This is a genomic window from Acidobacteriota bacterium, from assembly GCA_018001935.1.
Classification (GTDB): Bacteria; Acidobacteriota; JAAYUB01; order JAAYUB01; family JAAYUB01; genus JAGNHB01.
Map to the genome: position 1 here is coordinate 44992 of JAGNHB010000017.1, position 23811 is coordinate 68802.

The following is a 23811-nucleotide window of genomic DNA, read 5'->3' on the forward strand; positions in this document are numbered from 1 at the left end:
GCATGGTGTCCTATCTCCCAGAAAAAATTGTCGGAGGGGCAATATGGGGTCGGTCGGGGGCGGGCCCCGGCAAGCTGCGGACGAACCTTTGTCAGATCCCGAATACGCTCGGACAAGGTTTCCTTTTCAAGCCTCGGAAAAGACTCAAGAATGAACGGAATGAAAGGGAGACGCCTCCCTTTCATTCCCAAAATGAACGGATGGTTGCGGTTTGCTACTTGATGGTGACCTTCGCGCCAACTTCCTCGAATTTCTTCCGGATGCTCTCGGCCTCTTCCTTCTGAACGGCTTCCTTGATCGGCTTGGGAGCGCTCTCGACCAGGTCCTTGGCCTCTTTCAGGCCGAGGTTGGTGACCTCGCGGACGACCTTGATCACCTTGATCTTCTCGGCGCCCACGTCGGACAGGATGACGTCGAACTCGGTCTTCTCTTCGACCGGGGCGGCAGCGGCGGCGGCGGCACCCGGCATCGCGCCCATCATCATGGGGGCGGCGGCGGCGGCGGAAACCCCGAACTTCGTTTCAATGTCTTTCACGAGTGCGGAAATCTCCATCATGGAAGCTTGCTCGATCCAGCTCAGGACCTCTTCTCTGCTGATAGCCATTATACGATACCTCCAGTATTTTTTTATCTAGTTCGAGTCGGGCGCGGCACAGGATTCCTTCTTGACCTCTTTCATGACCAGGCACAGATCGCGCAGCGGGGCCTGGAGAACACGCGCCAGCGACGTGATGGGATGATTCAGCAGGAACATCAACTGGGAGATCAATTGGGGCTTGCTGGGCATGGACGCCACGGCGTCCAGGTCTTCGCCCTTATATACTTTCCCATCCACCAGGATGGACTTGTAGGTGAATGCCTTGTTGTCCTTGGAGAAGTCCTTGAAGATCTTGGCCAGGGTGATGGGGTCGGCCTCGCAGTAAGCGATGGCGGTGCTTCCCTGGAAGTTGGGGACCAGTTGTTCCATGGGGGTGTCCTTGGCGGCGATGCGCGCCAGGGTGTTCTTCACCACCCGGTAGGTGCAGTTGGCGTCGCGGAGCTTGCGCCGGAGCGCGGCCGAATCGTTGGCCTTGAGCTTGGAGAAGCTGAAGACCACGGCGTTCGCGTTCTGGGCGAAAATGCTGTGGAGCTGGTCTTTCAGTGTTTCTTTCTCGGTGCGTTTCACGGCTATTTCCTCCCGATTTTATCAATGGACGCCAGGGAGATGGGAACGCCGGGCCCCATGGTGGATGCGGCGTAAACGCTGCGAATGTAGCGGCCCTTGGCGGTGGCCGGCTTGGCCCGGACGATGGCCTCGATGAGGGCGAGGGCGTTCGCCTCGAGCTTGTCCAGTTCGAAGGAGATCTTCCCGACCGGGGCGTGGACGATCCCGGTCTTGTCGACGCGGAACTCGACCTTGCCGGCCTTGATCTCCGTGACGGCCCTGGCCACCTCGGTGGTCACCGTACCGGTCTTCGGGTTGGGCATCAGGCCCCGGGGCCCCAGCACTTTCCCGAGTTTGCCGACGAACTTCATCATGTCGGGGGTCGCGATGAGAGCATCGAAATCCAGGTAACCCTTGGAGATCCGATCGACCAGGTCCTCGCCGCCGACCTCGTCGGCCCCGGCGTCCTGGGCGTCCTTCAGCTTGTCGGCGGACGTGATGACCGCCACCTTCTTGGTCTTCCCGAGGCCGTTGGGCAGAACCACCGTCCCGCGGACCATCTGGTCGGCGTGCTTCGGGTTGACGCCCAGCCGGAGGGAGAGTTCCAGGGTCTCGTCGAACTTCGCGAAGGCGATGGACTTGATCAGGCCGAGGGCTTCGTTGATCTCGTATTCCCGCGCTTCGATCCGCTTGCTCGCATTGTTGTATTTTTTTCCATGTCTGGCCACGGATCTCACCTCTACTGAATGATTTCGATTCCCATGCTGCGGGCGGTGCCCATGACGATCTTGACGGCGGCGTCAAGGTCGTAGCAGTTCAGGTCGGGCAGCTTGATCTTGGCGATGTCCCGAACCTGGTCCATGCTCAGCTTGGCGACCTTGTTCTTGTTCGGCTCGGCGGACCCCTTCGCCAGCTTGGCGGCCTGCTTGAGAAGGACGGCGGCGGGAGGGGTCTTCAGGACGAAGGTGTAGGACTTGTCCTGGTAGACCGTGATCACCACGGGGATGATCAGCCCGGAATCCTTCTGGGTCTTGGCGTTGTAATTCTTGCAGAAGTCCATGATGTTGACCCCGTGCTGCCCGAGGGCGGGCCCGACCGGGGGCGCCGGGGTCGCCTGCCCGGCGGGTATCTGCAATTTGACCTGTGCTACAACCTTCTTGGCCATGGATGCTCCTTAAATTTTTTCCACCTGGAGAAAATCGAGTTCCACCGGGGTCTGTCGGCCGAAGATGGTGACCGAGACCTTGAGGGTGTTCTTCTCCTCGTTGACGTCGTCCACGACACCGACGAAGTTGGCGAAGGGACCGTCGGTGATCTTGACCGTTTCGCCCTTGTCGAACTTGAACTTCGGCCGGGGCTTCTCGGAGGAGACCACGATGGTGTTCATCAACTGGTTGACCTCGTCCTCGGTCAGGGCGGTGGGCTTGCCCCCGGAGCTGATGAACCCCGTCACGCGCGGGATGGACCGGATGAGGTGCCAGATCTCGTCGGACATCTCGATTTCCACCAGGACGTAGCCCGGGTAGACGATCCGCGACGTGACGACCTTCTTGCCGCTCTTCATCTCCACGAGGTCTTCCGTGGGGATGAGGATCTGGCCGACGACTTCCTCGCGGCCGGCCACCTGGATGCGGTTCATCAGGGTCTCGGCGACCCGGCGCTCGAAGCCGCTATACGTGTGAATGATGTACCACTTCTTGTCGCCCATCGCGTGTTCCGGATACCCGTCAGAATCGGTTGCGGACGAACGTGACGCCGTACTCGATCGCCACGTCGACGGCAAAGAGGAAGAGACCGAAGAAGAAGGACGTCACGATCACCACCACCGTGGTGTTCATGACCTCGTTCTTGTCCGGCCAGGTCACCTTTTTCATCTCCGCCCGGGTGTCGCCGATGAAACCGCCGAACCGGGTGAAGATCGCTGCTGTCTTTTGAACGAGAGCTTTCACGGGCCCTTCCTTGGTAAAAATGGCAGGCCAGGAGGGACTCGAACCCCCAACATCCGGTTTTGGAGACCGGCGCTCTACCAATTCGAGCTACTGGCCTGCTCGGGGTACGCTACTTGGTTTCCTTGTGCGGCGTGTGCTTCCGGCAGAACTTGCAATACTTGCTCAGGAGATACTTCTCCGTGTGCTTCTTCTTGTTCCGCGTGGTGGCGTAGTTGCGGTTCTTGCACTCGCCGCACTGCAACTGGACTTTATCGCGCATGTCGTTCTCCCCGGCCCGGAAGGACCGAGTTACTCGATGATGTCCGTGATGGCGCCGGCGCCGACGGTGCGGCCGCCCTCACGGATGGCAAACCGGAGCCCTTTCTCCATGGCGATCGGGGTGATCAGCTTGATCTCCAGGAGGACGTTGTCGCCGGGCATGACCATCTCGACGCCCTCGGGCAGCGTGGCGGTCCCGGTCACGTCGGTGGTCCGGAAGTAGAACTGCGGACGGTAGCCGGTGAAGAACGGGGTGTGGCGGCCGCCCTCACCCTGGCTCAGGATGTAGGCCTGACCCTTGAAGTGGGTGTGGGGCTTGATGGAACCGGGCTTCGCGACCACCTGGCCGCGTTCCACGTCCTTCTTGTCCAGGCCGCGGAGCAGCAGGCCGATGTTGTCGCCGGCCTGGCCCTCGTCCAGGATCTTGCGGAACATCTCGACGCCGGTGACGACCTTCTTGGAGGTCGGCTTGATCCCGACGATCTCGATTTCCTCGCCCACGCGGACCTTCCCGCGCTCGGCGCGGCCGGTCACGACGGTGCCGCGACCCTGGATGCTGAACACGTCCTCGATGGGCATCAGGAATTCCTTGTCGATGGCGCGCTCGGGGACCGGGATGTAGGCGTCCACGGCGTCCATCAGCTCGACGATGCTCTTCTCGTTGACCGGGTCGTCCGTTTCCAGGGCCTTGAGGGCGCTGCCGCGGATGATCGGGATGTCGTCGCCGGGGAACTCGTACTTGCTCAGGAGTTCACGCAGCTCCATCTCCACCAGGTCGAGCAGCTCGGGGTCGTCCATCATGTCGACCTTGTTCAGGTAGACGACGATGTAGGGCACGTTCACCTGGCGGGCCAGGAGGATGTGCTCGCGGGTCTGGGGCATGGGGCCGTCGGGGGCGCTGACCACGAGGATGGCGCCGTCCATCTGGGCCGCGCCGGTGATCATGTTCTTGATGTAGTCGGCGTGGCCGGGGCAGTCGACGTGGGCGTAGTGCCGGTTCTTGGTCTCGTACTCCACGTGGGCGGTGTTGATGGTGATGCCTCTGGCCTTCTCCTCCGGGGCGTTGTCGATGGAGTCGTAGGAGCGGAACGCGATCTTCGGGTTGTTCTTCCCCAGCACCTTGGTGATGGCGGCGGTGAGGGTGGTCTTGCCGTGATCGACGTGGCCGATGGTCCCGATGTTGAGGTGGGGTTTGTTGCGCTCAAACTTTTCTTTGGCCATGATGGTATCCTCCAGTCTTCGTTTTTTTCATGCGGGAAAAGTGGAGCCCAAGACCAGGATTGAACTGGTGACCCCCTCCTTACCAAGGAGGTGCTCTACCACTGAGCTACTTGGGCCCTGACGCGTTCCATTGTCAAGGAGTGGAGCGGGAGACGGGATTCGAACCCGCGACCCTCAGCTTGGAAGGCTGACGCTCTACCAACTGAGCTACTCCCGCGGTCAAAGTGCTCCAGGCTCGCCGCCGCCGAGGTCGCCGAGCTGTCGCTCTTCCTCGTGACGTCCGGTTTCGCCGGGAGAACTGGTGGAGAGGGGAGGATTCGAACCTCCGTAGGACCGAAGTCCGGCGGGTTTACAGCCCGCTGCCATTAGCCGCTCGACCACCTCTCCATACCGTTGGTTCAAATAACAGGTTTCAAAAGCTGGCGAGAGGACTTGAACCCCCAACCCGCTGATTACAAATCAGCCGCTCTACCGGTTGAGCTACGCCAGCGCGCGAGCGGGGGAAGTTAGCACAACCGCGGCCAATCTGCAAGCGAAAACGCAAGGAAGTTTCCCCGGTGGAAATCCTCCGAGCGAATGATGAAGTTTAATGATCCTTTCAAAAAAAGCAAGAAAAAAAATCGACTGGGCGAAAAATTTTCGGCGCCCTTCCTCCCTCCCGGCCGTGCCGATTGCCTTCCGGTCTCCCTGGCGGACGTTGCGCCTTGGCGCGATCGGCGCGGTGTTCGCGCTTTACCAGCTTTTCTCGTGGTTGTTGTTCTACGCCCTGATCCTCCTTTCGTTCCGGAGTTCCAGTACGGACCCGGCCTCGGTTTTCATCCTCGGCGAACTGATGGCCATCGCGTTCGAAGCGCTTCTCTACCACGAGTACTTCCGGCGGAATTCATTGAAAAGGACGCTCCGCAAAAGCCTGCTGGTCAGCCTGCTCGGGAACCTCCTCTCGCTCTTGCTGGGCTTCGGCGCCGCTTGGATCCTGTCGCGATTGGGATATTGACCCTGATCCCCGAGGCGATTCCTCGGAACACCGCAAACCGCACCCTCGATCTGTAGACGTCCTTCGTCGGAGCCGCGACCGTCAGGGAGCGGTAAGCGTTAAATTCCGACCGTTTGCTTCCGGCGCGGCCCCGATCCGTTTCAAACCCATTGGACGGCGCCCCTGTCCGCGAAGCAATGCCGCCGATGCGGCCGTTCTCGAATTCGGAGGTTTATCTTCACTCGGCAGAAAGGGTCCCGGGTTCTCCCCGCCGGGCATGGGAAAGACCATACCCCGGCAATTCTCCGGTAAAGATAATGTGCCGGAGTTCAACAGTGTGATATAATCAAATTGCCATTTTTCTCTGCCAGACGTGACGGTCGGGACACGAAAAGTTCATCGGCTTCGACGCGCCTTCCGTCGGGAGTTCCTCCCCGGTTCCACCTGGTTGACGCGGGAAGAAGCATTCATGGCCCTCTCAACGGATGGGGAGGTTGAACATGACCCAGGAAGAACCTCCGGGAAAAGACGCTGAACGCGCTCCCGGCCGCTCCGAACAAGTCGACGAGGCCCCCGGGCGACCCTTGGGGCACGGCCCGGGGAGCCTCGGACGACAGATGGACACCCGGGGAATGGACACCACGCCGGTCACGGGTTTTCACTTCGACGACGCACCGGAGGGCGCACCACCGGGCGCCCCCTCCCCCGAGGCCTCGGCCGCCGCCTTTTCCGCCGAGGCGCCGAACCCGGTTTTCCCCGAACCGGACCCGGAGTTCCCTCCCCTGCCGAACGTCCGCTACAACGGTTTCCTGGCGGAAGGCGGGATGGGGCGGCTTTTCCGGGCTTTCCACCTCGGGCTCTCCATGCCGGTGGCGGTCAAGGTATTAAAGCCCGAGGTGGCCTCCCCCGCCATGCTGGAACAGTTCATCGAGGAGGCCCGCATCGCGGCGAGGATCCGCCACGCTCACGTGGTGCGCGTGCTGGATTGCGGGATCTCCCAGGGGCGGCCTTTCATCGTCATGGAGTATGTCGAGGGGGAGTCGTCCGCGGACCTGGTGGAGCGGGAGGGCCCGCTTCCGTGGCAACGGGCCGCCCACATCGTCCGCTGCGTGGCCCGGGGGCTGTCGGTGCTTCACCAGGCTCAGATCACGCACTGTGACATCAAACCCTCCAACATCCTTCTGGGGAAGGACGGGTCCGTGGTGCTGGCCGACTTCGGCCTCGCCCGCCGGAACCTCGGGGGGGAAGGCCCCCTCAAGCCGCGGACCCTGCTGGGGACGCTGCAATACATGGCCCCGGAGCAGGTCCGCAACCCGGGACACGCCGATGTCTCCTCCGACCTCTATTCCCTGGGGGCGAGTTTTTTCCACCTTCTGTCGGGGGACACGCCCTTCACGGGGTCGATCCTGAAAGTCCTCCAGGCCCTGATGACCGACCAGGCCCCCCCACGGCTGGAGAGCCTGAAACCGGGTATCCCCCTGGCGCTCTGCGAGCTGACCCACCGGATGATCGACGTCAACCCCTCCCACCGCCCCGCCAGCGCGGCGGCCGTCGAACAGGAACTGGACCAGGTCCTCGCCCGGTGCGCCGCCCCCCGGGCCGCCCAGCGCTCCGGGGCCGCCCGGGGAGGCCTTCCGCGCCGTGCCGTCGACTTCGCCTTTCTCGGCTACGGGAGTTCCGCGGACCCTTGCGGGGACGGCATCCCCCGGCTCTACCTGGACGTGGGAAACTCCCTCGGACCGGGGGTGATCGACCAGCACCACCTGCTGGCGTACATGGGGTCCACCACTTCGCTGCTCCGGCAACATCCCGAGTTTGTCCGAGCCACCCTGAACCCCGGGGCCGTTCCGCCGGAGGTCTACACGATCCTGGTGCACCAGCAGCCGGACCTGGACTGCGTCTGCGCCGCCTTCCTGGCTGTCGGCCTCCTGTGCGACGGCGAACTGCCCGAGGGCGCCGAGGTCCTTTCCCACTACACCGACCGGGTGGACGCGGGGTATTCGGGCACGATCCCCGAGAACCCCTTCTCGCTGTACACGGCCTACGTGTACCTGAGCCACCGGTTGAGCCTCCGTGCGTGGCGTTGCCCTGAAGACGGCTGGTCCCGTCGCCTGGCGGAGGGGCTCGAACTGGTGGGGTACGCCCTTCGGGAGTCGCTCCGGGCGGGCGTTTCACTCTGGGAGGTGGACGCCTTCGGCTGCCCGGGGCTCTTCAGCGAAGTCGACCGGAAGGAGGTGCGGCGGGACCGCGACCGCTACGAGCGGAAGCTCGCCGACCCGGAGTGCAGGGCGCGGATGAGCCGACTCGCCCTGCCGGCCCTTTTCGGAAGCTCCCGGGAGATCGACGCGCTGATGATCCGCCGTGTCCAGGGGGCTTCGGACCCCGACCGGTGCATCTTCTTCAAGGACTGGGCGAGGTCCGACACCCGCCGGACCGAGACGGGGTTCACGTTTCTCTCGGTCTACGAGCCCCTCTCCCCGACCCGCGGGCGGGCCATCCTCTCCGTGAAGCCCGAGAGCGGGCTGATCCTCCGGGGGCTCGGGGAGGCCCTGGACCGCTCCGAATCCGAGTTGCGCCGGAGCCGCGAAGGGCGGGACCCGCGGCTGGACAGCGCTCCCCGCCAGGGGTATTCGAACGCGGATCCCTGGTACGACGGGAGGGCCCACGTCTACACCATCGTCGACGCCCCGAGGGAAGGCACCGTCCTGTCGGCGGACGAGGTGGAGGCGCGGGTGCTGGAGTTCTCGGCCCACAGCGCCATCGGCCCCCGGGCCGCCTTACCCGGCCCGGACCAGCCCACCGCCGCCGTCACCGGGGAATCGGTCCGCTGGTACACCTTCCTGGCCCGGCAGTGGCGTTGGGAAATGGGGGAGCCCCCGGGCGACGCCGTCCCGTCCGTTCTCGTCTGGACCGTCCCGGACGGTGAGGCGTGGGCCCGGGAAAACCTGGTTCTGCCGCTCAGGGCGAGGCTCCCCGCGGCAGCGGGCCCCGAGGCCGTCCGGCTGTTCGCCGCGTCGGAGCCGCTGGGCGGGCCCTTGTTGGCGGAATTGGCGCGCTGGATCGAGAGGTGCCGGGTGTTCCTCCCCGTCCTGGACGCGTCCTTTCTTTCCCGGGAGGACTGCCTGTGGGCCTTCCAGAGCGCCCTGACCCGGGACCCGCGCGGCGAGAAGGGGATCGTCCGGCCCCTGTTCGCGGAGGGGACCGACCTTCCCCGGTGGTGTTCGGAGCTTCGCCGGGGGACGGCCATCCCCGCCGCGTCCCCGCCGGCGCTGATCGAGGGGATCGTGCAGGCGTTCGGGCGATAGGCGCTTTAGCAGCTGCGTTCTTACCAACATGTTGTCGTTTCCGGTTGCCTTCCCAGGCCACTGTTACCGGGCGAAGTCCCGGAAAAAGCGCAGGCCCTTCGAAGTGAGATCTTTGGCAAAATGAGCAAGATTTGAGATCGTCGGTGGGCTCCCACCGCTTTCGGAGCAGGGAAACCCGATGAGGGCACGGAGGGAATCCCCACAGCGTCGCCAGGCAGTTCCCAGGGCTGAAATGCCCCGCTCGTGCCGATCCTGGTCCGGAATCGACGAGAAAAGTCTCTCGCCAAGACGCCAGGATGCAAAGCCTCGCAAAGGGATCCCCCTTTTCCGGTTCCGGCTTTGCGTCTTGGCGAGAGGTTGAGACCGCCTGTTTTTTATTTTCTGTTTTCTTCGTTCGTGTGGTTCGTGTGGTTCGTGGTTCTTTTCCCTTTCGTGTATTCCGTGTATTTCGTGGTTCCTTCTCCGGTTTATCCGGCTTGGGCATCCCAGGAGGTCCCCGTGAAAGAGCGCTACATTCGCGAGATCCTGTCGGGTTTTCCCTACCCGATCACCGCCTACTTCACGAAGCTGGGGACGGACGAGTGCCTGGACCCCGGCCCGCTGCGGCTGAAGTACCTGCTGGCCACGGGGGAGGCGGTGGGGCGGTTCCTGGGGGTGGTGGTCCTGGCCGAGGTGCGGGACCGTCTGGAGGAGCCGGGGGCGCCGTCGCTGCCGGCGTCCCTGGTGTCGGACTTCGCGAAGCGGTACCGGTCGCCCTCGTGGGGGAACTGGCTGCACTTCGCCCGGGAGGGGCTCAAGTGGCTGAGCCTGGGCGGAGTGAGCCTGGTGATGCCGGAGCTGACGGGGTTTTACTTCGGGAAGTTCCCGGCGGAGAGCGAGGCGGCGGAAGCGCTGGGGAAGATGCTGACGCTGCGGAACGGGCTGAGCCACGAGCGGATCCGGGCGATGACGGGGCGGGAGTTCCAGGGGCTGTGCGAGGAGGCGGAGCCGCTGCTGGAGGCCGTGCTGACGGCGCTCGCGTTCCTGCCGGACCACGAACTGGTGTTCGTGAGCCGGATCGAGGTGACGAAGCGGCGGCGGACGCCGGCGTCGTTTTTGCACCGGCTGAGCCGGATCGTGGGGGACTCGTCGGACTTCCGGGGGGACCGGAAGACGCTGCCGCGGTACCTGGACCCGGGGTGCATCCTGCTGGAGGGGGAGGGGGAACGGCTGCTGAACCTGGACCCGTTCCTGGTGTACGAGCCGTCGGCGGGGAAGGCGCCGGACGTGTTCTTCTACGACGGGTTCAAGCGGGCGGGGAGCGCGGAGTACGTGGCGTGCAACCACGGGGGGGGCTTCGGGAGCGCGGCGGCGGAACGGGGCGGCGAACTGTGGGAGGAGGCGGCGTACCTGCTGCGGCTGGTGACGGGCGAAGCGCCCGGCCAGGGGGCGTGAGGGTGCCGGGAGGACTCGGATTGAACCACGAAATACACGGAATACACGAAATGAAAAACAGCATCTTCTGCACGGTTTACGCATATTGTTTGGTCTGTCCTGTGAAATATGGCATATTTCACTCGACAAATCGGGCAAATCAGGAAGCAGATGAATAAAGAGCATTTAATAGAAGCGCTTACGGAATGGAACTTCTGGAAACGGCCGTTTCCCCCGACCCTGAATCGCCCGGCTTATGAAACGGAATTGACCCGGAAAGCGTCCGCCGGGGAAATCGTGGTCCTCAAGGGAGTCCGTCGGAGTGGAAAATCCACCCTCCTGATCAACACGATCAAGTCTCTGCAGGCGGGCGGGACCCCACCCGAGGAGATCCTCTACGTGAACCTCGAGGACCCGCGGTTTTCCGGTGACCTGCGGCCGGAATTCCTCCAGGAGATCAAGGACACCTTTCTGGAATACCTTGCTCCCCGGCGAAACCCCTGGATCTTTCTCGACGAGATCCAGAATGTCGCGGGGGTTGAAAAGTGACTGGCAAAGGAACACGACCTGGGCGGGGGAGGCGCGGTGGAACTGCTGATCCTGGCTCCGGATCGGGAGGAGGTCATCCCGGTCAACGGGCGGCAGGTCCGGGTCCGAAACCTCCTGAACTGGCTGTTGGAGGCCCAGGCATGAAGAGCATTGAACAGCCGGAACCTCGGAGCCCTTGGCGAGGCTTTGCGTCTTCGCGCCTTGGCGAGAGGCTTATAACATCGACCGATCGAGGTGAGCCATGACTGAACCCGAACGCCCGGACGGTCCCGAGTCTTTGGACGACCTTTTCGGCCCGGTGAAGGAAGCCGCGGCGTTAGGGCGGAAGCCCTTCAAGTTCCTCGACCCCTACGGTCCCGAGGACGCCGACCTGTTCTTCGGGCGGGACCCGGAGATCCGGGAGGTCTACGCACGCTACTACGGGAGCCGGCTGCTGCTGGTGTACGGGGAGTCGGGGGCGGGGAAGACCTCGCTGCTGCAGTGCGGGCTGCGGGGGCGGGTGCCGCCGGAGGAGGCGCTGTTCGTGCCCTTCCGCTCGGGGGAGGACCCGCTCGAATCCCTCCGGCGGGAAGTGCTGCGCCGCGTGGCGTTCCCCGACGGGGCGCCGGAAGACGACCTGGAGCTGCTGCGGGAGGCGGCGTTCCGGAAGCGCAAGACCCTGGCGCTGGTGTTCGACCAGATGGAGGAGTGCTTCCTCTTCGCGCCGAAGGCGGCGCGGGAGCGCTTCGCGAAGGCCCTGGCGGCCTGGATGGCGGCGGGGGTGAACGTCAGGGTGGTGCTGTCCATCCGGGAGGAGTACCTGGCGCGGCTGGGGGAGTGGGAACCGCTGCTGCCCGAGCTGTACCGGAACCGGCTGTGGGTGCGGCGGGTGGACTTCGGGGACGTGAAGGAGCTGGTGGAGGGCCCGTGCCGGGCGGTGGGGGTGCCGGTGGAGCCGGACCTGACGGCGGCCGTCACGCGCCTCTTCGAGCGGGAGGCGCGGGGGGTGGACCTGCCCACGTTCCAGGTGCTCATGGACCGGCTGTACGACGAAGCCTCCACGCGCGGCGAGACGCCGGTGGCCCTGAAGGCGGCGGACCTCGAGCGCGTGGGCGGCCTGGAGGACGTCCTGGCGGCGTTCCTGGAGCGGGCGGCGTCGGAGCTGCCCGACCCGGCGGCGGGGCGGGAGCTGCTCAAGGCCATGGTGTCGGCGGAGGGGACGAAGCTCCGGGCCGGGGCGGAGGCGCTGGCAGCGGGGGCCGGCCTGGACCCGGCGGCGGCGGTCCCGCTGCTGGCGTCCCTCGAAACCGCGCGGGTGGTGCGCCGGCTGCCGGAGGGTGAGGAGTGGGAGCTGCGGCACGACCGCCTGGCGAAGGTGGTGTTCGGCTGGCTGTCGGAGACGGAGAAGGACCTGCTGGAAGCGCGGCGGATGGTGGAGGGGCGTCTGAAGGACTACCAGTCCCGGGGCCTGCTGCTGGACACGGCGGCGCTGAAGGCGATCGTGCCCTTCGAGAAACCCCTCTCGCGGCACCCGGCCACGGCGGAGCTGATCCGGAAGAGCCGTGAGCACCTCGCGGCCCTCTCCCGCCGCCGGAAGCGCCTCGTCGCCGAGGTCACGGGCATCGCCTTCCTGGTGCTGGCGCTCTTCACCGTCTGGAACGTCCGCGAGCGCCGCGCGGCGGAACGGGAACGCGATCGGGCGGAGCAGATGGCTGCCGAGGTTCGGGCAAGCGAGGCGAAAACCACACAAGCCTTCGCTCTTTCCCTCTTCCACCGGATGGAAATCGCCTTGGAAAAAGGCCGGCGAAACGAGGTCATCTCCCTCCTCGTGGGGGCCATACGGCTATCACGCGCCAATGGGCTTTATCTGGACCGGCTCGTGAATCAATTGACGGTTGTCGGTATCGCCCTGCCCGTTTCTCCACCCCTGCGTCATTCGGACGAGGTTTGGTACGTCGCCTTCAGCCCCGACGGATCAAGAGTGGCTACGGGATCTGCGGACAAGACTGGCCTAGTATGGGATGCGCGGACAGGGGTTGCGTTGACGCCTCCGTTACAGCATGGAGGTCCCGTCAGCGGAGTAGCCTTCAGCCCGGATGGAGCCAGAGTGGCCACGTCTTCATGGGATGGCACTGCGCGGGTATGGGATGCGCGGACAGGAGCGGCCTTGACAGCCCCGCTTCGCCACGAGAAAGCCGTCGACCGGTGTATCACCTTCAGCCCGGATGGAACCCGCCTGGCGACCGGTTCCATGGATAATACCGCTAGGGTCTGGTGTTCACAAACGGGGAAAGCGATTACCCCTTCGCTGAAACACGGGGGGCTGGTCTTTGCACTTGCATTCAACCGGGACGGCACAAGGCTGGCAACGGCTTCTTTCGACAAGACCTCCCGCGTGTGGAATGCCCTGACAGGAGAACCGGTTACGGCTCCGCTAAAGCATGATGACGAGGTTGTGGACGTCGCGTTCAGCCCAGATGGAACCAGGGTGGCAACCGCGTCGCTTGATAAAACAGTCCGGATCTGGGATGCACGGACTGGCGCGGCGGTGACGGCCCCGCTGATGCATGAAAACAAGGTCTGGAAGGTCGTGTTCAGCCCGAATGGGAAGCAGGTCTTTTCTTTCACCGACACTTCGACGTATATCTGGAATGCCCAAACAGGTGAGTCGATTGAAATTCCCTTCAGAGATCATCAATGGAGTTGTGTGGCATTCAGCCCTGATTTGACGAGGGTCCTTTCACAGAATCCGAATTGCGCACGCGTGAAGGACATACGAACGGGAGCCACGGTCACGGAATTCATGCAACACAACGCAACCCTCTTGCTGGGGATTTTTAGCCCGGACGGGCAGTGTGCTGCCACGTATTCCAGGGATCAGACGGCTCGCATCTGGGACGCCCGCGGGAGAGGGGCCCTGCCGATTCCTTTGAATCTTGAGAATCGAGGAACCTGTGCTGCCTTCAGCCCGGACGGGACACGATTGGCGGCGCCAAGCGGAGATCGTGGGGTAAGGCTTTGGGACACAAAATCCGGAGGGGAGATTCTGCCCTCACTCAGGCCTGAAGGCAAGATAGGTTATATCGGTTTCGACCCGAGAGGGCTTCGGGTGGCCACCGTGTCCGATGTTGCGGCGCAGCTCTGGGATGCCCGGACAGGGCAACCGCTGTGCGCACCCTTGAGGCTTTCCACCACCATCCGCGCGTTTGCCTTCAGCCCGGACTGGGGATGTCTGGCCATGGCCTCCACGGACAGAACCGTCCAAATCTGGGAAACACGAACAGGATCGGCATTGAAAGCCCCCCTTCGATGCGACGGCGATATCCTGGACCTGGCTTTCCACGCGGACGGAACTCGATTGGTCGTGCTGTGTGGGGATCGCACAACCTGGCTTTGGAATTTCCGGAAAAGGACCTTTGAAAAGGTCACGCTGCGGTGTGGGGAAAAGTGTGACATATACCTGAGTCCTGAGGGGACGAAAATCGCCTCACGATCCGAAAATCAAAGTGTAGTGCGGGTCTGGGATGCCCGGACAGGTTTGGCATTGACGCCACCGCTGAAGCACGAGGCTCCAGTCAAGTTCATTACTTTCAGCTTGGATGGGACTCTGCTAGCCACTGGATCTTTATGGATAGTGCATCTTTGGGACCTGCGTACCGGCGCGGCAACAGCAAAGCTAATTCATGAAGGAATGGTCGAGGGAGACGCTTTCGTCCCTGTCATCAACGCAAGCTTCAGCCAAGATGGCACGCGATTGATTACGGAAACAAAAGACCGAGCCGTCCGGATCTGGGATGTCAAAGCGGGGGCGATGGCCACCGAACCGCTCCAGCATGACGAGCCTGTACACTTTGCTATTTTCAGTCCTGACGGGAAGCGGGTGGCCACGATGTCAGGCGACCACACCCTGTTGGTCTGGGACCTCGGGCTCGGGCTTCGGAACCCGCCCGACTGGTTCTTGAGCCTGGCCGAAGGGTTGGCGGGGTTGCGGTTAGACGATTCGGGCAACTTGATCCCCGTGATCGATTCCTGGGACCGTCTCCAAAAAGCCCGGGCAATCGCTGCGACAGGAGATCCAACAGATCCGTGGATTCACTGGGCGCGCTGGTTCCTGGCCGACTGCGACACGCGCACTGTCTCCCCTTCCTCCGACGCCACCGCAGCGCAATACCGCGCCCTCCACCCCCGGTGAATTTAATGAAAAGCAATTTTTTCTTCGGGAGTTACGAATATTGTTCGATCTTTCCTGAGAAAATAGCATATTTGATGCCCTCGTAAAAAGACACGCGGTGCAGGGGAGGGTTGGAAGCAAATTTCGGGCTTAGTGAAAGCGAAAATCGGTCAGACCCCGGTTTTTCCCTGTCAGCAACAGTAAATTTTTAAGCCATCAGCAACGATGTAGGACCAGGCCAATTGGAACTAGCCCCATCCGTGGGGAGGTGGTAATAAACTCTATACAACGTTTCAGCTGCCCTTCTAAAAGCTCTCTTACTGTCTCTTCTCGATGACCTAATTCAATACCGCTGCTTTGGCCTCATTCCTGACCGCTGCTGACAGTTTTTCCCGAACGACCCCCTGAAAAACGAGACGATCGTCCCCCGCGCGACGAAAAAGGAGACGAAGAAGGGCGAATCAGCCGTAGCAAGCGTCCCAGCGGCCTGCCCGGCTTCCTATTCCGCATAGGTTTTACGCGAGGCTTCCACCAGTCGGGTCGCCCGGACTGCCACCCCCCGGGTGTGGGACGTCCGGTCGGGGTTGACGGTGACCGGGCCGTTGGGCGGGTCCGCGGAAAGTGCCGCGGACCCGCACGGGGCGGGAAAGGTGTACGACGAGCTGATGGAGTGGGCCGACGGCCCGGCCGGGCCGAACCTGATGACCGTGGGGTACGACGGGTACGTCAGGGCCTGGGAGCTCGGGCTCGGCCTGCGCAACCCCCCCGGCTGGGTCCTGGACCTGGCCGAGGCGGTCACGGGGCTGCGGCTGGACGAAACCGCCTATCCGTTGCAGATGCCGGCCGCCGAGGTGTGGGAGCGGATCCGGCGGGCCCGGGAGGAGGCGGCGCGCGGGGACCCGAAGGACCCCTGGGTCCGCTGGCTGCGCTGGTTCCTGGCGGACCGCGACACCCGGACCCTCTCGCCCTTCTCGGACGTCACGCCGGCGCAGTACCGCGACCTCCACCCGAACCCGGCGCCGGCCCCGAAGACCCCTGCCCCGCCGGGTGCCGGGCCCTGACCCTCTGAAGGTTCGGAGTAAAAGCGGTTGTTATTAATTTCCCCCGCGCGCCGCAGGGTCCTCACCCCGTCAGGTTAAATGTTGGTATTAAAAGAGGTTATTTTTCATTCCCCCCGCGCGCCGCCGGGGGTTTACCATACTCCGGAGCGCCCTCCCGGCCGGCGGCGCGCGGGGGAGGAGAATATTTATAACTGCCTTTTCTACAAATATTTCACCCCTGACGGGGTGAAGACGCGGCGGGCACGATCCCGGCGGGTCGAGGGCATGGCGGGCACGATCCACACGGGGCGAGAACGCGGCGGGCACGATCCCGACAGAGTGGGGACGCGGTGTACACGACCCTGGCGGGGAAGAACGCCTTGCTCCCGCCACCTTCGGGGTGGGTTTGTTTTTGCGAGGCGTCGTTTCTTCCCCGGGGCGGGGACGGAGGAGGGAATCCCGGCAGCGTCGTCCGGCATGCCCCGGGGCTAAAATGCCCCACTGGTGCTGATTCGGTTCCGGAATCGACGTATCCGGTCTCTAGCAAAGACGCAAAGCCTCGCAAAGGAATCCCCCTTTTCCGGTTCCGGCTTTGCGAGGCTTGGCGTCTTTGCGCCTTTGCGAGAGGTAAAGACCGCCTGTTTTTTTTCTGGAGCGTCCGGATGATCCGTGCCCATCCGTGTTCATCCGTGTTCATCCGTGGTTTCTCTCCGGTTTATCCGGGTTGGGACGGCCTTTTCGGTGAGGATGGAATTCTAGCCGGACCTTCGTCGGAGCCAGGAAAAGCGAGGTCGGCTGCGCATGATAATTCTTGAACTGCACAAATAATCATGTTATTGTGCAGTTCATGATCACTGATGCGATATATCAACACAGAATCGAACGGGACCGGAATCTCGCCGCTCCCACTGTTCCGAGAGAGTTACTCCGCGGTGCGCGGGCGGAGATGTCCAGTCCGCTGATCAAGGTCATCACGGGTCCGCGACGGGCCGGCAAGTCGGTTTTTGCGTTTCAACTGCTTGCCGGTCAGAATTTTGCTTACATCAACCTTGACGATGAACGCCTGGTCGGCCAGCGGGATTTCGACGAGATCATGAAGGCCCTGGTGACGGTCTACGGCCCCGTCACTTCCCTGCTTTTCGACGAGATCCAGAATTTCCCCAGCTGGGAGTTGGTCGTGAACCGCCTTCACCGGCAAGGGTATGCCATCGTCGTCACCGGCTCCAACGCCCACCTTCTCAGCCGCGAACTCGGCACCCATCTCACGGGACGGCATGTGGAATTCCGGATTCTGCCGTTCTCTTTCCGGGAGTACTGTCTCGCCCGGGGAGAAACCGCAAGGCAGGGCATGCCCGATCCCGAAGCCGTGATGCTCCATCGCTTCGGCCAATACCTCGAAACCGGCGGTTACCCCGAAGTCGTCATCGGGGGGGTACAGGCAAAGAGCTATCTCGCCACCCTTTTCGAAAGCGTCCTTTTCAAGGATGTTGTTAAGCGGTACCGGGTCAAATACCCGCGGAAACTCCATGAACTGGCTCTCTACCTCACCTCCAATCACTCCAGCGAGTACACGTTCAATGCCATCAGAGGGGCTCTTGGTTTCCGAAGTGTTCATACCGTGGAGAACTACACCGCCTACCTGGCGGAGTCATACCTCTTCTTTTCGGTGGAGCGTTACTCCCCGAAGCTTAAGGAGCTGTTCAAGGCTCCCCGAAAAGCGTATTCCATAGACCTCGGCCTGATCGATGCCGTCAAGTTCAAGAGTCTGCCGGACCGGGGCCGACTGCTGGAAAACCTGGTTGCCCTGGAACTGCTCCGCCGGGGAAACCGCTTCTATTCCTACAAATCCGCCGGCAGCAGGGAGTGCGACTTCGTCGTCCGCGAGGGGAACACAACGGCCGAACTGATCCAGGTGGCTTATGAGACCCCTTCGCCCAAGACCTTCAAGCGTGAACTGACTGGCCTGGCCGCCGCGGCGAGGGACCTCTCCTGCGATCGCCTGACCTGTCTGACCTGGAACGAGACCTGGGAGCGGCGCATCGACCGGTGGAAAGTGAAGGCCCAACCGGTATGGCGGTGGTTGATGGAAAGCCGCGACACCGGTCCCCCTGAGGCCTGATACGAACGCGGGGGACTCCTTCTGGATGGATGCCCTTTTTCTGGTATTTCCTCTCTTCGCTTCGCGGCGGTTCGCGGGATTCGCGGTCGGCAAAGGAAAGGTCGCGGGTTCGTCCAGGTCCCGGGTCAGAGGCGGGTATCGTCCAGGCAGCGGAGGGCTTCCGCGACGTCGGCGGCGATCCGGGTGCGGAGGGCGTCGAGAGACGGGAAGCGGACCTCGTCGCGCAACTTGCGGTAGAGGCGGACGACGAGGGCCTTCCCGTAGAGGTCCCCGTCGAAACCGGGCAGGTGGGCCTCGAACACCTTCTTGTGGTGGGGAACGCCCGGGATGGTGGGGCGGTGCCCGATGCTGACCACCGCCGGGAGCCACGGCGCCCCTTCCCCCGGAAACGCCGGGTTCGGCGCGAGCGGAGTGCCGGGAACGGGCCCGGCGGGAAAGCCCGTCGTCGCCCCGGCCCGGCTGACGTGGAAGGGCGAAGCGGCCAGACCGGCCGGGGCGGCCGGGGAGAGGACGGCTCCCTCCGGGCCCACGCCGGGAGAGACCCCGACGGCCACGCGCCCGGCGTAGACGCCCGGCGGCGGCAGGAGGGGGATGCGGGGCCTCAGGTTGGCCGTCGGGAACCCGAGGGAACGCCCGAGGTGAAGGCCCGGTTCCACGACGCCCGTGACGGCGTAGGGGCGCCCCAGCATCCGGGCGGCCTCCTCGAGCTTGCCGCCGGCGATCAGCGTCCGGATGCGGGTGCTGGACACCACGTGCCCCCCGACGCTCACCTTGGGGAGGACCACGGTCTCCCAGCCCAGCCGCACCCCCGTCTCCCGAACCAGCGCCAGGTCGCCCGCCCCGCCCTTTCCGAAACGGAACTTCTCCCCCAGCACCACGGCCCGGACGCCCAGGGCCTCCCCGAGGACGTCCGAGAGGAAGGTCCCGGCGCTCGTCCCGGCGAGGGCCTCGTCGAAGGGGAGGACCACGGCGCCGTCGACCCCCGAGGCGGCGATGAGGGCGAGGTTCTCGTCGGGGGCCTGCAGGGCGGGCGGGGCTTTCTTCGGGGCGAAGAGGCGGAGGGGGTGACGATCGAAGGTCAGGACCACGGACGCGCCGCCATGCCGGGACGCCGCCCCGCGAACCGCCTCGAGGAGGGCCCGGTGACCGAGGTGGACCCCGTCGAAGATGCCGATGGTCACCGCGGGGGACCGGAAGGCTCCCCTCGCGGCGTCCGCCCCCCGGACCACCCTCATTCCGCCCCTCCCGGGGCCAGGTCCGGGGCGACGTCCGGCGGGCTCGCGTCCGATGCCCGGCGCCGCTGCAGGCGGGCCTTGATGAGTTCCATGTAGATGTAGAAGACAGGCGTCAGGTAGAGGGTGACCACCTGGGAGATGAGCAACCCGCCGACCACCACCAGGCCCAGGGGCCGTCGGGACTCCGCGCCGGCGCCCATCCCGAGAGCGATGGGCAGGGTCCCCATCAGGGCCGCCATGGTGGTCATCATGATGGGCCGGAACCGGATCAGGCAACCGTCCACGATGGCCTCCGCGGGCGGCTTCCCCTGCTTCCGCTGCGCCTCGAGGGCGAAGTCGATCATCATGATGGCGTTCTTCTTCACGATGCCGATGAGCATCACCATCCCCACCAGGCCGTACAGGTTCAGCTCGACCCGGAAGAGGAGCAGGATGAGGAGGGCGCCGAGCCCGGCGGAGGGGAGCCCGGACAGGATGGTCACGGGGTGGATGAAGCTCTCGTAGAGGATCCCCAGGATGACGTAGATGACGAAGATCGACAGGATCAGCAGCATCCCCATCCCCTGCATGGACGCCTCGAAGGCCTGGGCCGTCCCCTGGAAGGAGGAACTCACGGTGTCGGGGGTGATTTTCCGGGCCGCCTCCGTGACGGAGTCCACCGCGGTCCCGAGGGAGATCCCGGGCTTGAGGTTGAAGGAGAGGGTCACCGCCGGGAGCTGGCCCTGGTGGTTCACCGACAGGGGCCCCTGGACCTGGTTCAGCCGGGCGACGGCGTTGAGCGGGACGAGCTTGCCGGAGGAGGAGCGCACGTAGAGCTTCGCGAGCGCAGCCGGGTCGAGCTGGTCTTCCGGGAGGAGTTCCACGATCACCCGGTACTGGTTGTTGGGGGCGTAGATGGTGGAGACCTGGCGGGAGCCGTAGGCGCTGTAGAGGGTCTCCTCGATCTGCTGGACGGTGATGCCGAGGCTCGAGGCCAGGTCGCGGTCCAGGTCGATGTCCACCTGCGGGTTGCGGAGCTGGAGGTCGCTGGTGACGTCCTGAATTTCGGGGAGTTCCTTCATCCGTTTCTCGAGGGCGGCCGACACCTGGTAGAGGTCGTCGGTGTCGGGGCTCTGGAGGGTGAACTGGTACTGGCTCCGGGCCCACCGACCCCCGATGGTGATGGGCGGGGGGATGGTGAGGAAGGCCCGTATCCCCGGCGTCCGGTTGAGGGCGGGGCGGACCGCCTCCACGAACTGCTCCGCCGTCAGCCTGCGCTCCTTCCGGGGCTTGAGACGAATGAAGAAACGGCCGGTGTTGCCGGACGCATTGGGACCGCCCGAACCCACCGAACACATGAAGGCGTCCACGTTGGGGTCCTTCAGCAGGACCGCGGCGAGCTCGAGCTGGTGGCGCTTCATGTCGTCGAAGGAAATCCCCTCGACGGCCTCCGTGGAGATCATGACCTGGTTGTTGTCCTCGTTGGGGAGAAAGCCCTTGGGGATGACGCCGAAGAAGTGCACCATGCCCGCCAGCATGGCCGCCGAGACGACCATCGTGGCGAAGCGGTGCCGCACGGCGAAGCGGAGGGTGACCTCGTACAGCTTCAGAAGAAGGTCGAAACCCTTTTCCGACCAGCGGTAAAGCACGTTGCGCCGTTCCCGGTGCGCGTGCAGGAAGCGGCTGCAGAGCATGGGGGTCAGGGTCAGGGAGACGACCCCCGACACCAGGATGGCCACGCAGATGGTCAGGGCGAACTCCCGGAAGAGGCGTCCGACGATGCCGCCCATGAAGACCAGCGGGATGAACACGGCTGCCAGCGAGATGGTCATGGAGACGATGGTGAAGCCGATCTCCTTCGCCCCGTCCAGCGCGGCCTTCATGGGCGGCTTTCCCATCTCCACGTGCCGGACGATGTTCTCCAGCATGACGATGGCGTCGTCCACCACGAACCCCACCGCCAGCGTGAGGGCCATCAGGGTGAGGTTGTTGACGCTGAACCCCATGGCGTAGATCACCGCGAAGGTGCCCACCACCGACATGGGGAGCGCCAGGCTCGGGATCACGGTGGCCGTGAAGCTCCGGAGGAAGACGAAGATCACCAGGACCACCAGCACCATGGTCAGGACCAGGGTGAACTTGACGTCGTCCACCGACTCCCGGATGGTTTCGGAACGGTCGAAGAGGATCTCGAGGTTGATGGCGGGCGGGATCTGCTTCCGCATGACGGGCAGGAGCTTGCGGATGTTCTCCGCCACCTCGACGGTGTTGGTGCCGGGCTGGCGCTGGACCGCCAGGACGATGGCCCGCTTGTCCCGGAACCAGGCCGCCACCTTGTCGTTCTCCACGCTGTCCACGGCGGTGCCGATCTCCTGGAGGCGGACCGGGGCGCCGTTCCGGTAGGCCACGATGACGGGCCGGTAGGATTCCGCCTTGTAAAGCTGGCCGTCCGGCATGAGGGTGAAGGACTTCCGGTCCCCGTCCAGCGTCCCCGCCGGGAGGTTCTGGTTCGCCCGCTGGACCGCCGTCACCACCTCGTCGATCCCGATCCCCTTGATGCTCATGGCGTCCGGGTCCACCCAGACCCGGACCGCGTACTTCTGGGACCCGTAGACCTGGACCTGGGCCACGCCGTTGATCATGGAGATGCGCTGGGCGATGAAGGTCTGGGCGTACTCGTCCACGGTGGAGAGCGGCAGGTTGGCTGAACTCAGGGCCATGAACACGATGGGCTGGTCCGCGGGGTTCACCTTCCGGTAGGTGGGCGGGTTGGGCATGTCGCGCGGGAGCTGGCCGAGGGTCTGGGCGATGGCGGTCTGGACGTCCTGGGCGGCGGCGTCGATGTCGCGGTCGAGGCTGAACTGCAGCGTGATGTTGGTCCCCCCCAGGGCGCTCGACGAGGTCATGGAGTCCACCCCGGCGATGGTGGAGAACTGCTTCTCCAGGGGCGTGGCCACGGCCGCGGCCATGGTCTCCGGGCTGGCGCCCGGGAGGGAGGCGCTCACGCTGATGGTGGGGAAGTCTACGTTGGGGAGGTCGTTCACCGGGAGGAGGCGGTACCCCATCGCCCCGAAGATCAGCAGCGAGAGCATCAGAAGGGTGGTGGCGACCGGCCGCCGGATGAAGGTTTCGGCTATGTTCATGGTGTCGTCCCCGGGCGGGGCCTCACTTCCCGTTCAGGCCCTGCCGGAGCTCCACCTTGCGCCCGGGCGCCAGCCGCAGGTGGCCGTCGGTGACCACCCGGTCACCCGGCCGGAGCCCGGACTCCACGATGGTATCCTCGCCGTACTCGGGGCCGGTGGTCACGTTCACGGACTCCACCGTCTGGTCCGGCTTGACCCGGTAGACGTAGGTCCCCTGCTGCCCCGCCTGGACCGCCGCGGTGGGCACGGTGAGGGCGGAGGCCCGCTCGGAAAGCGTCAGGGCCACGTTCACGTACTGGCCGGGCCAGAGCCTCCGGTCGGCGTTGACGAAGGTCCCCTTCAGCTTGATGGTCCCCGTGCTGCGGTCCACGGCGTTGTCGAGGAAGCTGACCTCCCCGTCGATGGGGTTCTTCTCGTCGCCGGGGACCACCACCGTCATCCGGAGAGACTTCGCCTTCCAGGCGGCCATGAGTTCCTGGATGCGCTGCTCCGGGACCGTGCAGGAAACGTAGATGGGGGCGATCTGGTTGAGGGTGATCAGCGACGTGTCGTTGGACTTCACCACGTTGCCGCGCTGAACGAGGATGTTGCCGGCCCGGCCGGCCATCGGGGCGCAGATCGTGCAGTAGCTGAGCTGCACCTTGATGGACTCGATGGTGGCCCGGTCGGTCTTCACCACCTCGCGCGCGAGGTCCAGGGACGCCGCGTCGGCGTCCACCGAGGCCTTGAGCGTGTCGCGGAGCGTCCGGGCCTGGTCCACCTGCTGGCGGGAGGCGGCCCCCTTGGCGAGAAGGTCTTCGTAGCGCTTCAGGTCCCGCTCGGCATTGGCGATCTGGGCGAGGTTCTTGCCCATGGTGGCCTCCACCTGGCGGACCTGGGCCAGGTCCTTCTCCAGGACGGCCTGGGCCTGCTTCAGCGACGCCTCGTAGGGCCGGGAATCGATGGTGAACAGCAACTGCCCCGCGCGAACCTCGTCCCCGTCCTTCACCGCCACCCCGGTCAATTCCCCGTTGACCATGGTCTTGACGGTGACGGCCTTGATGGCCTCGGCGTTGCCGATGACCCGGATCTGGACGGGGACGTCCTTCTGCCCCGCAACGGCCGCGAGCACCGGGACCACCTCGGCGGCGGGGTTGGGGCCCTTCCGGGCCTCCCCGCCTCCCCCGCAGGAAGACAGGGCCAGCAGGATCACCAGGGCGCCCAGGGGGGTCGCCAGGGTGCTCTTCAACCGGCACGGGACGGCGTACGCTTTCATCTCGGTCCTCCCCTTGGGACGGGTTCGCCCTCCCCGGGCGGGAAAAGGAAGTTCCCGCGCAGGTCGCGCGGGAACGTT

General features: G+C 64.4%; 18 protein-coding genes and 5 tRNA genes. 7 read left to right on the forward strand and 16 right to left on the reverse strand.

Going from position 1 to position 23811, the window contains the following annotated elements:
- Nucleotides 1-214: 214 nt before the first annotated feature.
- From rplL to KA419_08940, 13 genes are all read right to left on the reverse strand, one after another.
- Entirely contained in the window at nt 215-598 is a 384-nt protein-coding gene (gene rplL, locus KA419_08880; GenBank protein MBP7866054.1) for a 50S ribosomal protein L7/L12, read from the reverse strand.
- Nucleotides 599-631: 33 nt separating this feature from the next.
- Entirely contained in the window at nt 632-1165 is a 534-nt protein-coding gene (locus KA419_08885) for a 50S ribosomal protein L10 (protein MBP7866055.1), read from the reverse strand.
- Nucleotides 1166-1167: 2 nt separating this feature from the next.
- On the reverse strand, nt 1168-1872 hold the full coding sequence (locus KA419_08890; GenBank protein ID MBP7866056.1) for a 50S ribosomal protein L1: 705 nt from the start codon (nt 1870-1872) through the stop codon (nt 1168-1170).
- Between the two features lie 11 nt (nt 1873-1883).
- Nucleotides 1884-2309, reverse strand: coding sequence for a 50S ribosomal protein L11 (gene rplK / locus KA419_08895; GenBank protein ID MBP7866057.1), 426 nt, complete (start codon nt 2307-2309; stop codon nt 1884-1886).
- A gap of 9 nt (nt 2310-2318) precedes the next feature.
- The gene (nusG, locus tag KA419_08900; protein ID MBP7866058.1) at nt 2319-2852 is read right to left on the reverse strand and encodes a transcription termination/antitermination protein NusG; all 534 of its coding nucleotides are present in this window, start codon (nt 2850-2852) and stop codon (nt 2319-2321) included.
- Between the two features lie 19 nt (nt 2853-2871).
- Complete coding sequence (gene secE / locus KA419_08905; protein ID MBP7866059.1) at nt 2872-3018, reverse strand: preprotein translocase subunit SecE; 147 nt, start codon at nt 3016-3018, stop codon at nt 2872-2874.
- 95 nt (nt 3019-3113) lie between these two features.
- A tRNA-Trp gene (locus KA419_08910) sits at nt 3114-3190 on the reverse strand.
- Nucleotides 3191-3202: 12 nt separating this feature from the next.
- Nucleotides 3203-3352 carry a 50S ribosomal protein L33 gene (rpmG, locus tag KA419_08915; GenBank protein MBP7866060.1) on the reverse strand — a complete coding sequence of 50 codons (150 nt, stop codon included), beginning with the start codon at nt 3350-3352 and terminating at the stop codon, nt 3203-3205.
- A 29-nt stretch (nt 3353-3381) separates the two neighbouring features.
- Nucleotides 3382-4572 carry an elongation factor Tu gene (gene tuf, locus KA419_08920; GenBank protein ID MBP7866061.1) on the reverse strand — a complete coding sequence of 397 codons (1191 nt, stop codon included), beginning with the start codon at nt 4570-4572 and terminating at the stop codon, nt 3382-3384.
- Between the two features lie 41 nt (nt 4573-4613).
- Nucleotides 4614-4688: transfer RNA gene (locus tag KA419_08925), tRNA-Thr, on the reverse strand.
- A 25-nt stretch (nt 4689-4713) separates the two neighbouring features.
- Nucleotides 4714-4789, reverse strand: a tRNA-Gly gene (locus KA419_08930).
- Between the two features lie 82 nt (nt 4790-4871).
- A tRNA-Tyr gene (locus KA419_08935) sits at nt 4872-4959 on the reverse strand.
- A 30-nt stretch (nt 4960-4989) separates the two neighbouring features.
- Nucleotides 4990-5062 (reverse strand) — tRNA-Thr (locus KA419_08940).
- A 207-nt stretch (nt 5063-5269) separates the two neighbouring features.
- Here KA419_08940 and KA419_08945 point away from each other — a divergent pair.
- From KA419_08945 to KA419_08975, 7 genes are all read left to right on the forward strand, one after another.
- Complete coding sequence (locus KA419_08945; protein ID MBP7866062.1) at nt 5270-5566, forward strand: hypothetical protein; 297 nt, start codon at nt 5270-5272, stop codon at nt 5564-5566.
- A 596-nt stretch (nt 5567-6162) separates the two neighbouring features.
- The gene (locus KA419_08950; protein ID MBP7866063.1) at nt 6163-8850 is read left to right on the forward strand and encodes a protein kinase; all 2688 of its coding nucleotides are present in this window, start codon (nt 6163-6165) and stop codon (nt 8848-8850) included.
- 498 nt (nt 8851-9348) lie between these two features.
- Nucleotides 9349-10284, forward strand: coding sequence for a hypothetical protein (locus KA419_08955; GenBank protein ID MBP7866064.1), 936 nt, complete (start codon nt 9349-9351; stop codon nt 10282-10284).
- Between the two features lie 246 nt (nt 10285-10530).
- Nucleotides 10531-10812 carry an AAA family ATPase gene (locus tag KA419_08960; GenBank protein MBP7866065.1) on the forward strand — a complete coding sequence of 94 codons (282 nt, stop codon included), beginning with the start codon at nt 10531-10533 and terminating at the stop codon, nt 10810-10812.
- A 241-nt stretch (nt 10813-11053) separates the two neighbouring features.
- The gene (locus tag KA419_08965) at nt 11054-14983 is read left to right on the forward strand and encodes a hypothetical protein (protein MBP7866066.1); all 3930 of its coding nucleotides are present in this window, start codon (nt 11054-11056) and stop codon (nt 14981-14983) included.
- A 569-nt stretch (nt 14984-15552) separates the two neighbouring features.
- Nucleotides 15553-16023, forward strand: coding sequence for a hypothetical protein (locus KA419_08970; GenBank protein ID MBP7866067.1), 471 nt, complete (start codon nt 15553-15555; stop codon nt 16021-16023).
- A gap of 790 nt (nt 16024-16813) precedes the next feature.
- On the forward strand, nt 16814-18121 hold the full coding sequence (locus tag KA419_08975; GenBank protein ID MBP7866068.1) for an ATP-binding protein: 1308 nt from the start codon (nt 16814-16816) through the stop codon (nt 18119-18121).
- 125 nt (nt 18122-18246) lie between these two features.
- Here KA419_08975 and KA419_08980 read toward each other — a convergent pair whose 3' ends face one another.
- Genes KA419_08980 through KA419_08990 form a run of 3 tightly spaced genes read right to left on the reverse strand, consistent with a single transcriptional unit; the run spans nt 18247 to nt 23733 of the window.
- A complete protein-coding gene (locus KA419_08980) occupies nt 18247-19356 on the reverse strand; it encodes a bifunctional riboflavin kinase/FMN adenylyltransferase (GenBank protein MBP7866069.1) in 1110 nt (369 codons plus the stop codon).
- A complete protein-coding gene (locus KA419_08985; GenBank protein MBP7866070.1) occupies nt 19353-22478 on the reverse strand; it encodes an efflux RND transporter permease subunit in 3126 nt (1041 codons plus the stop codon). The genes KA419_08980 and KA419_08985 overlap by 4 nt, the downstream gene beginning before the upstream one ends.
- A 22-nt stretch (nt 22479-22500) precedes the next feature.
- The gene (locus tag KA419_08990; protein ID MBP7866071.1) at nt 22501-23733 is read right to left on the reverse strand and encodes an efflux RND transporter periplasmic adaptor subunit; all 1233 of its coding nucleotides are present in this window, start codon (nt 23731-23733) and stop codon (nt 22501-22503) included.
- Nucleotides 23734-23811: the final 78 nt, after the last annotated feature.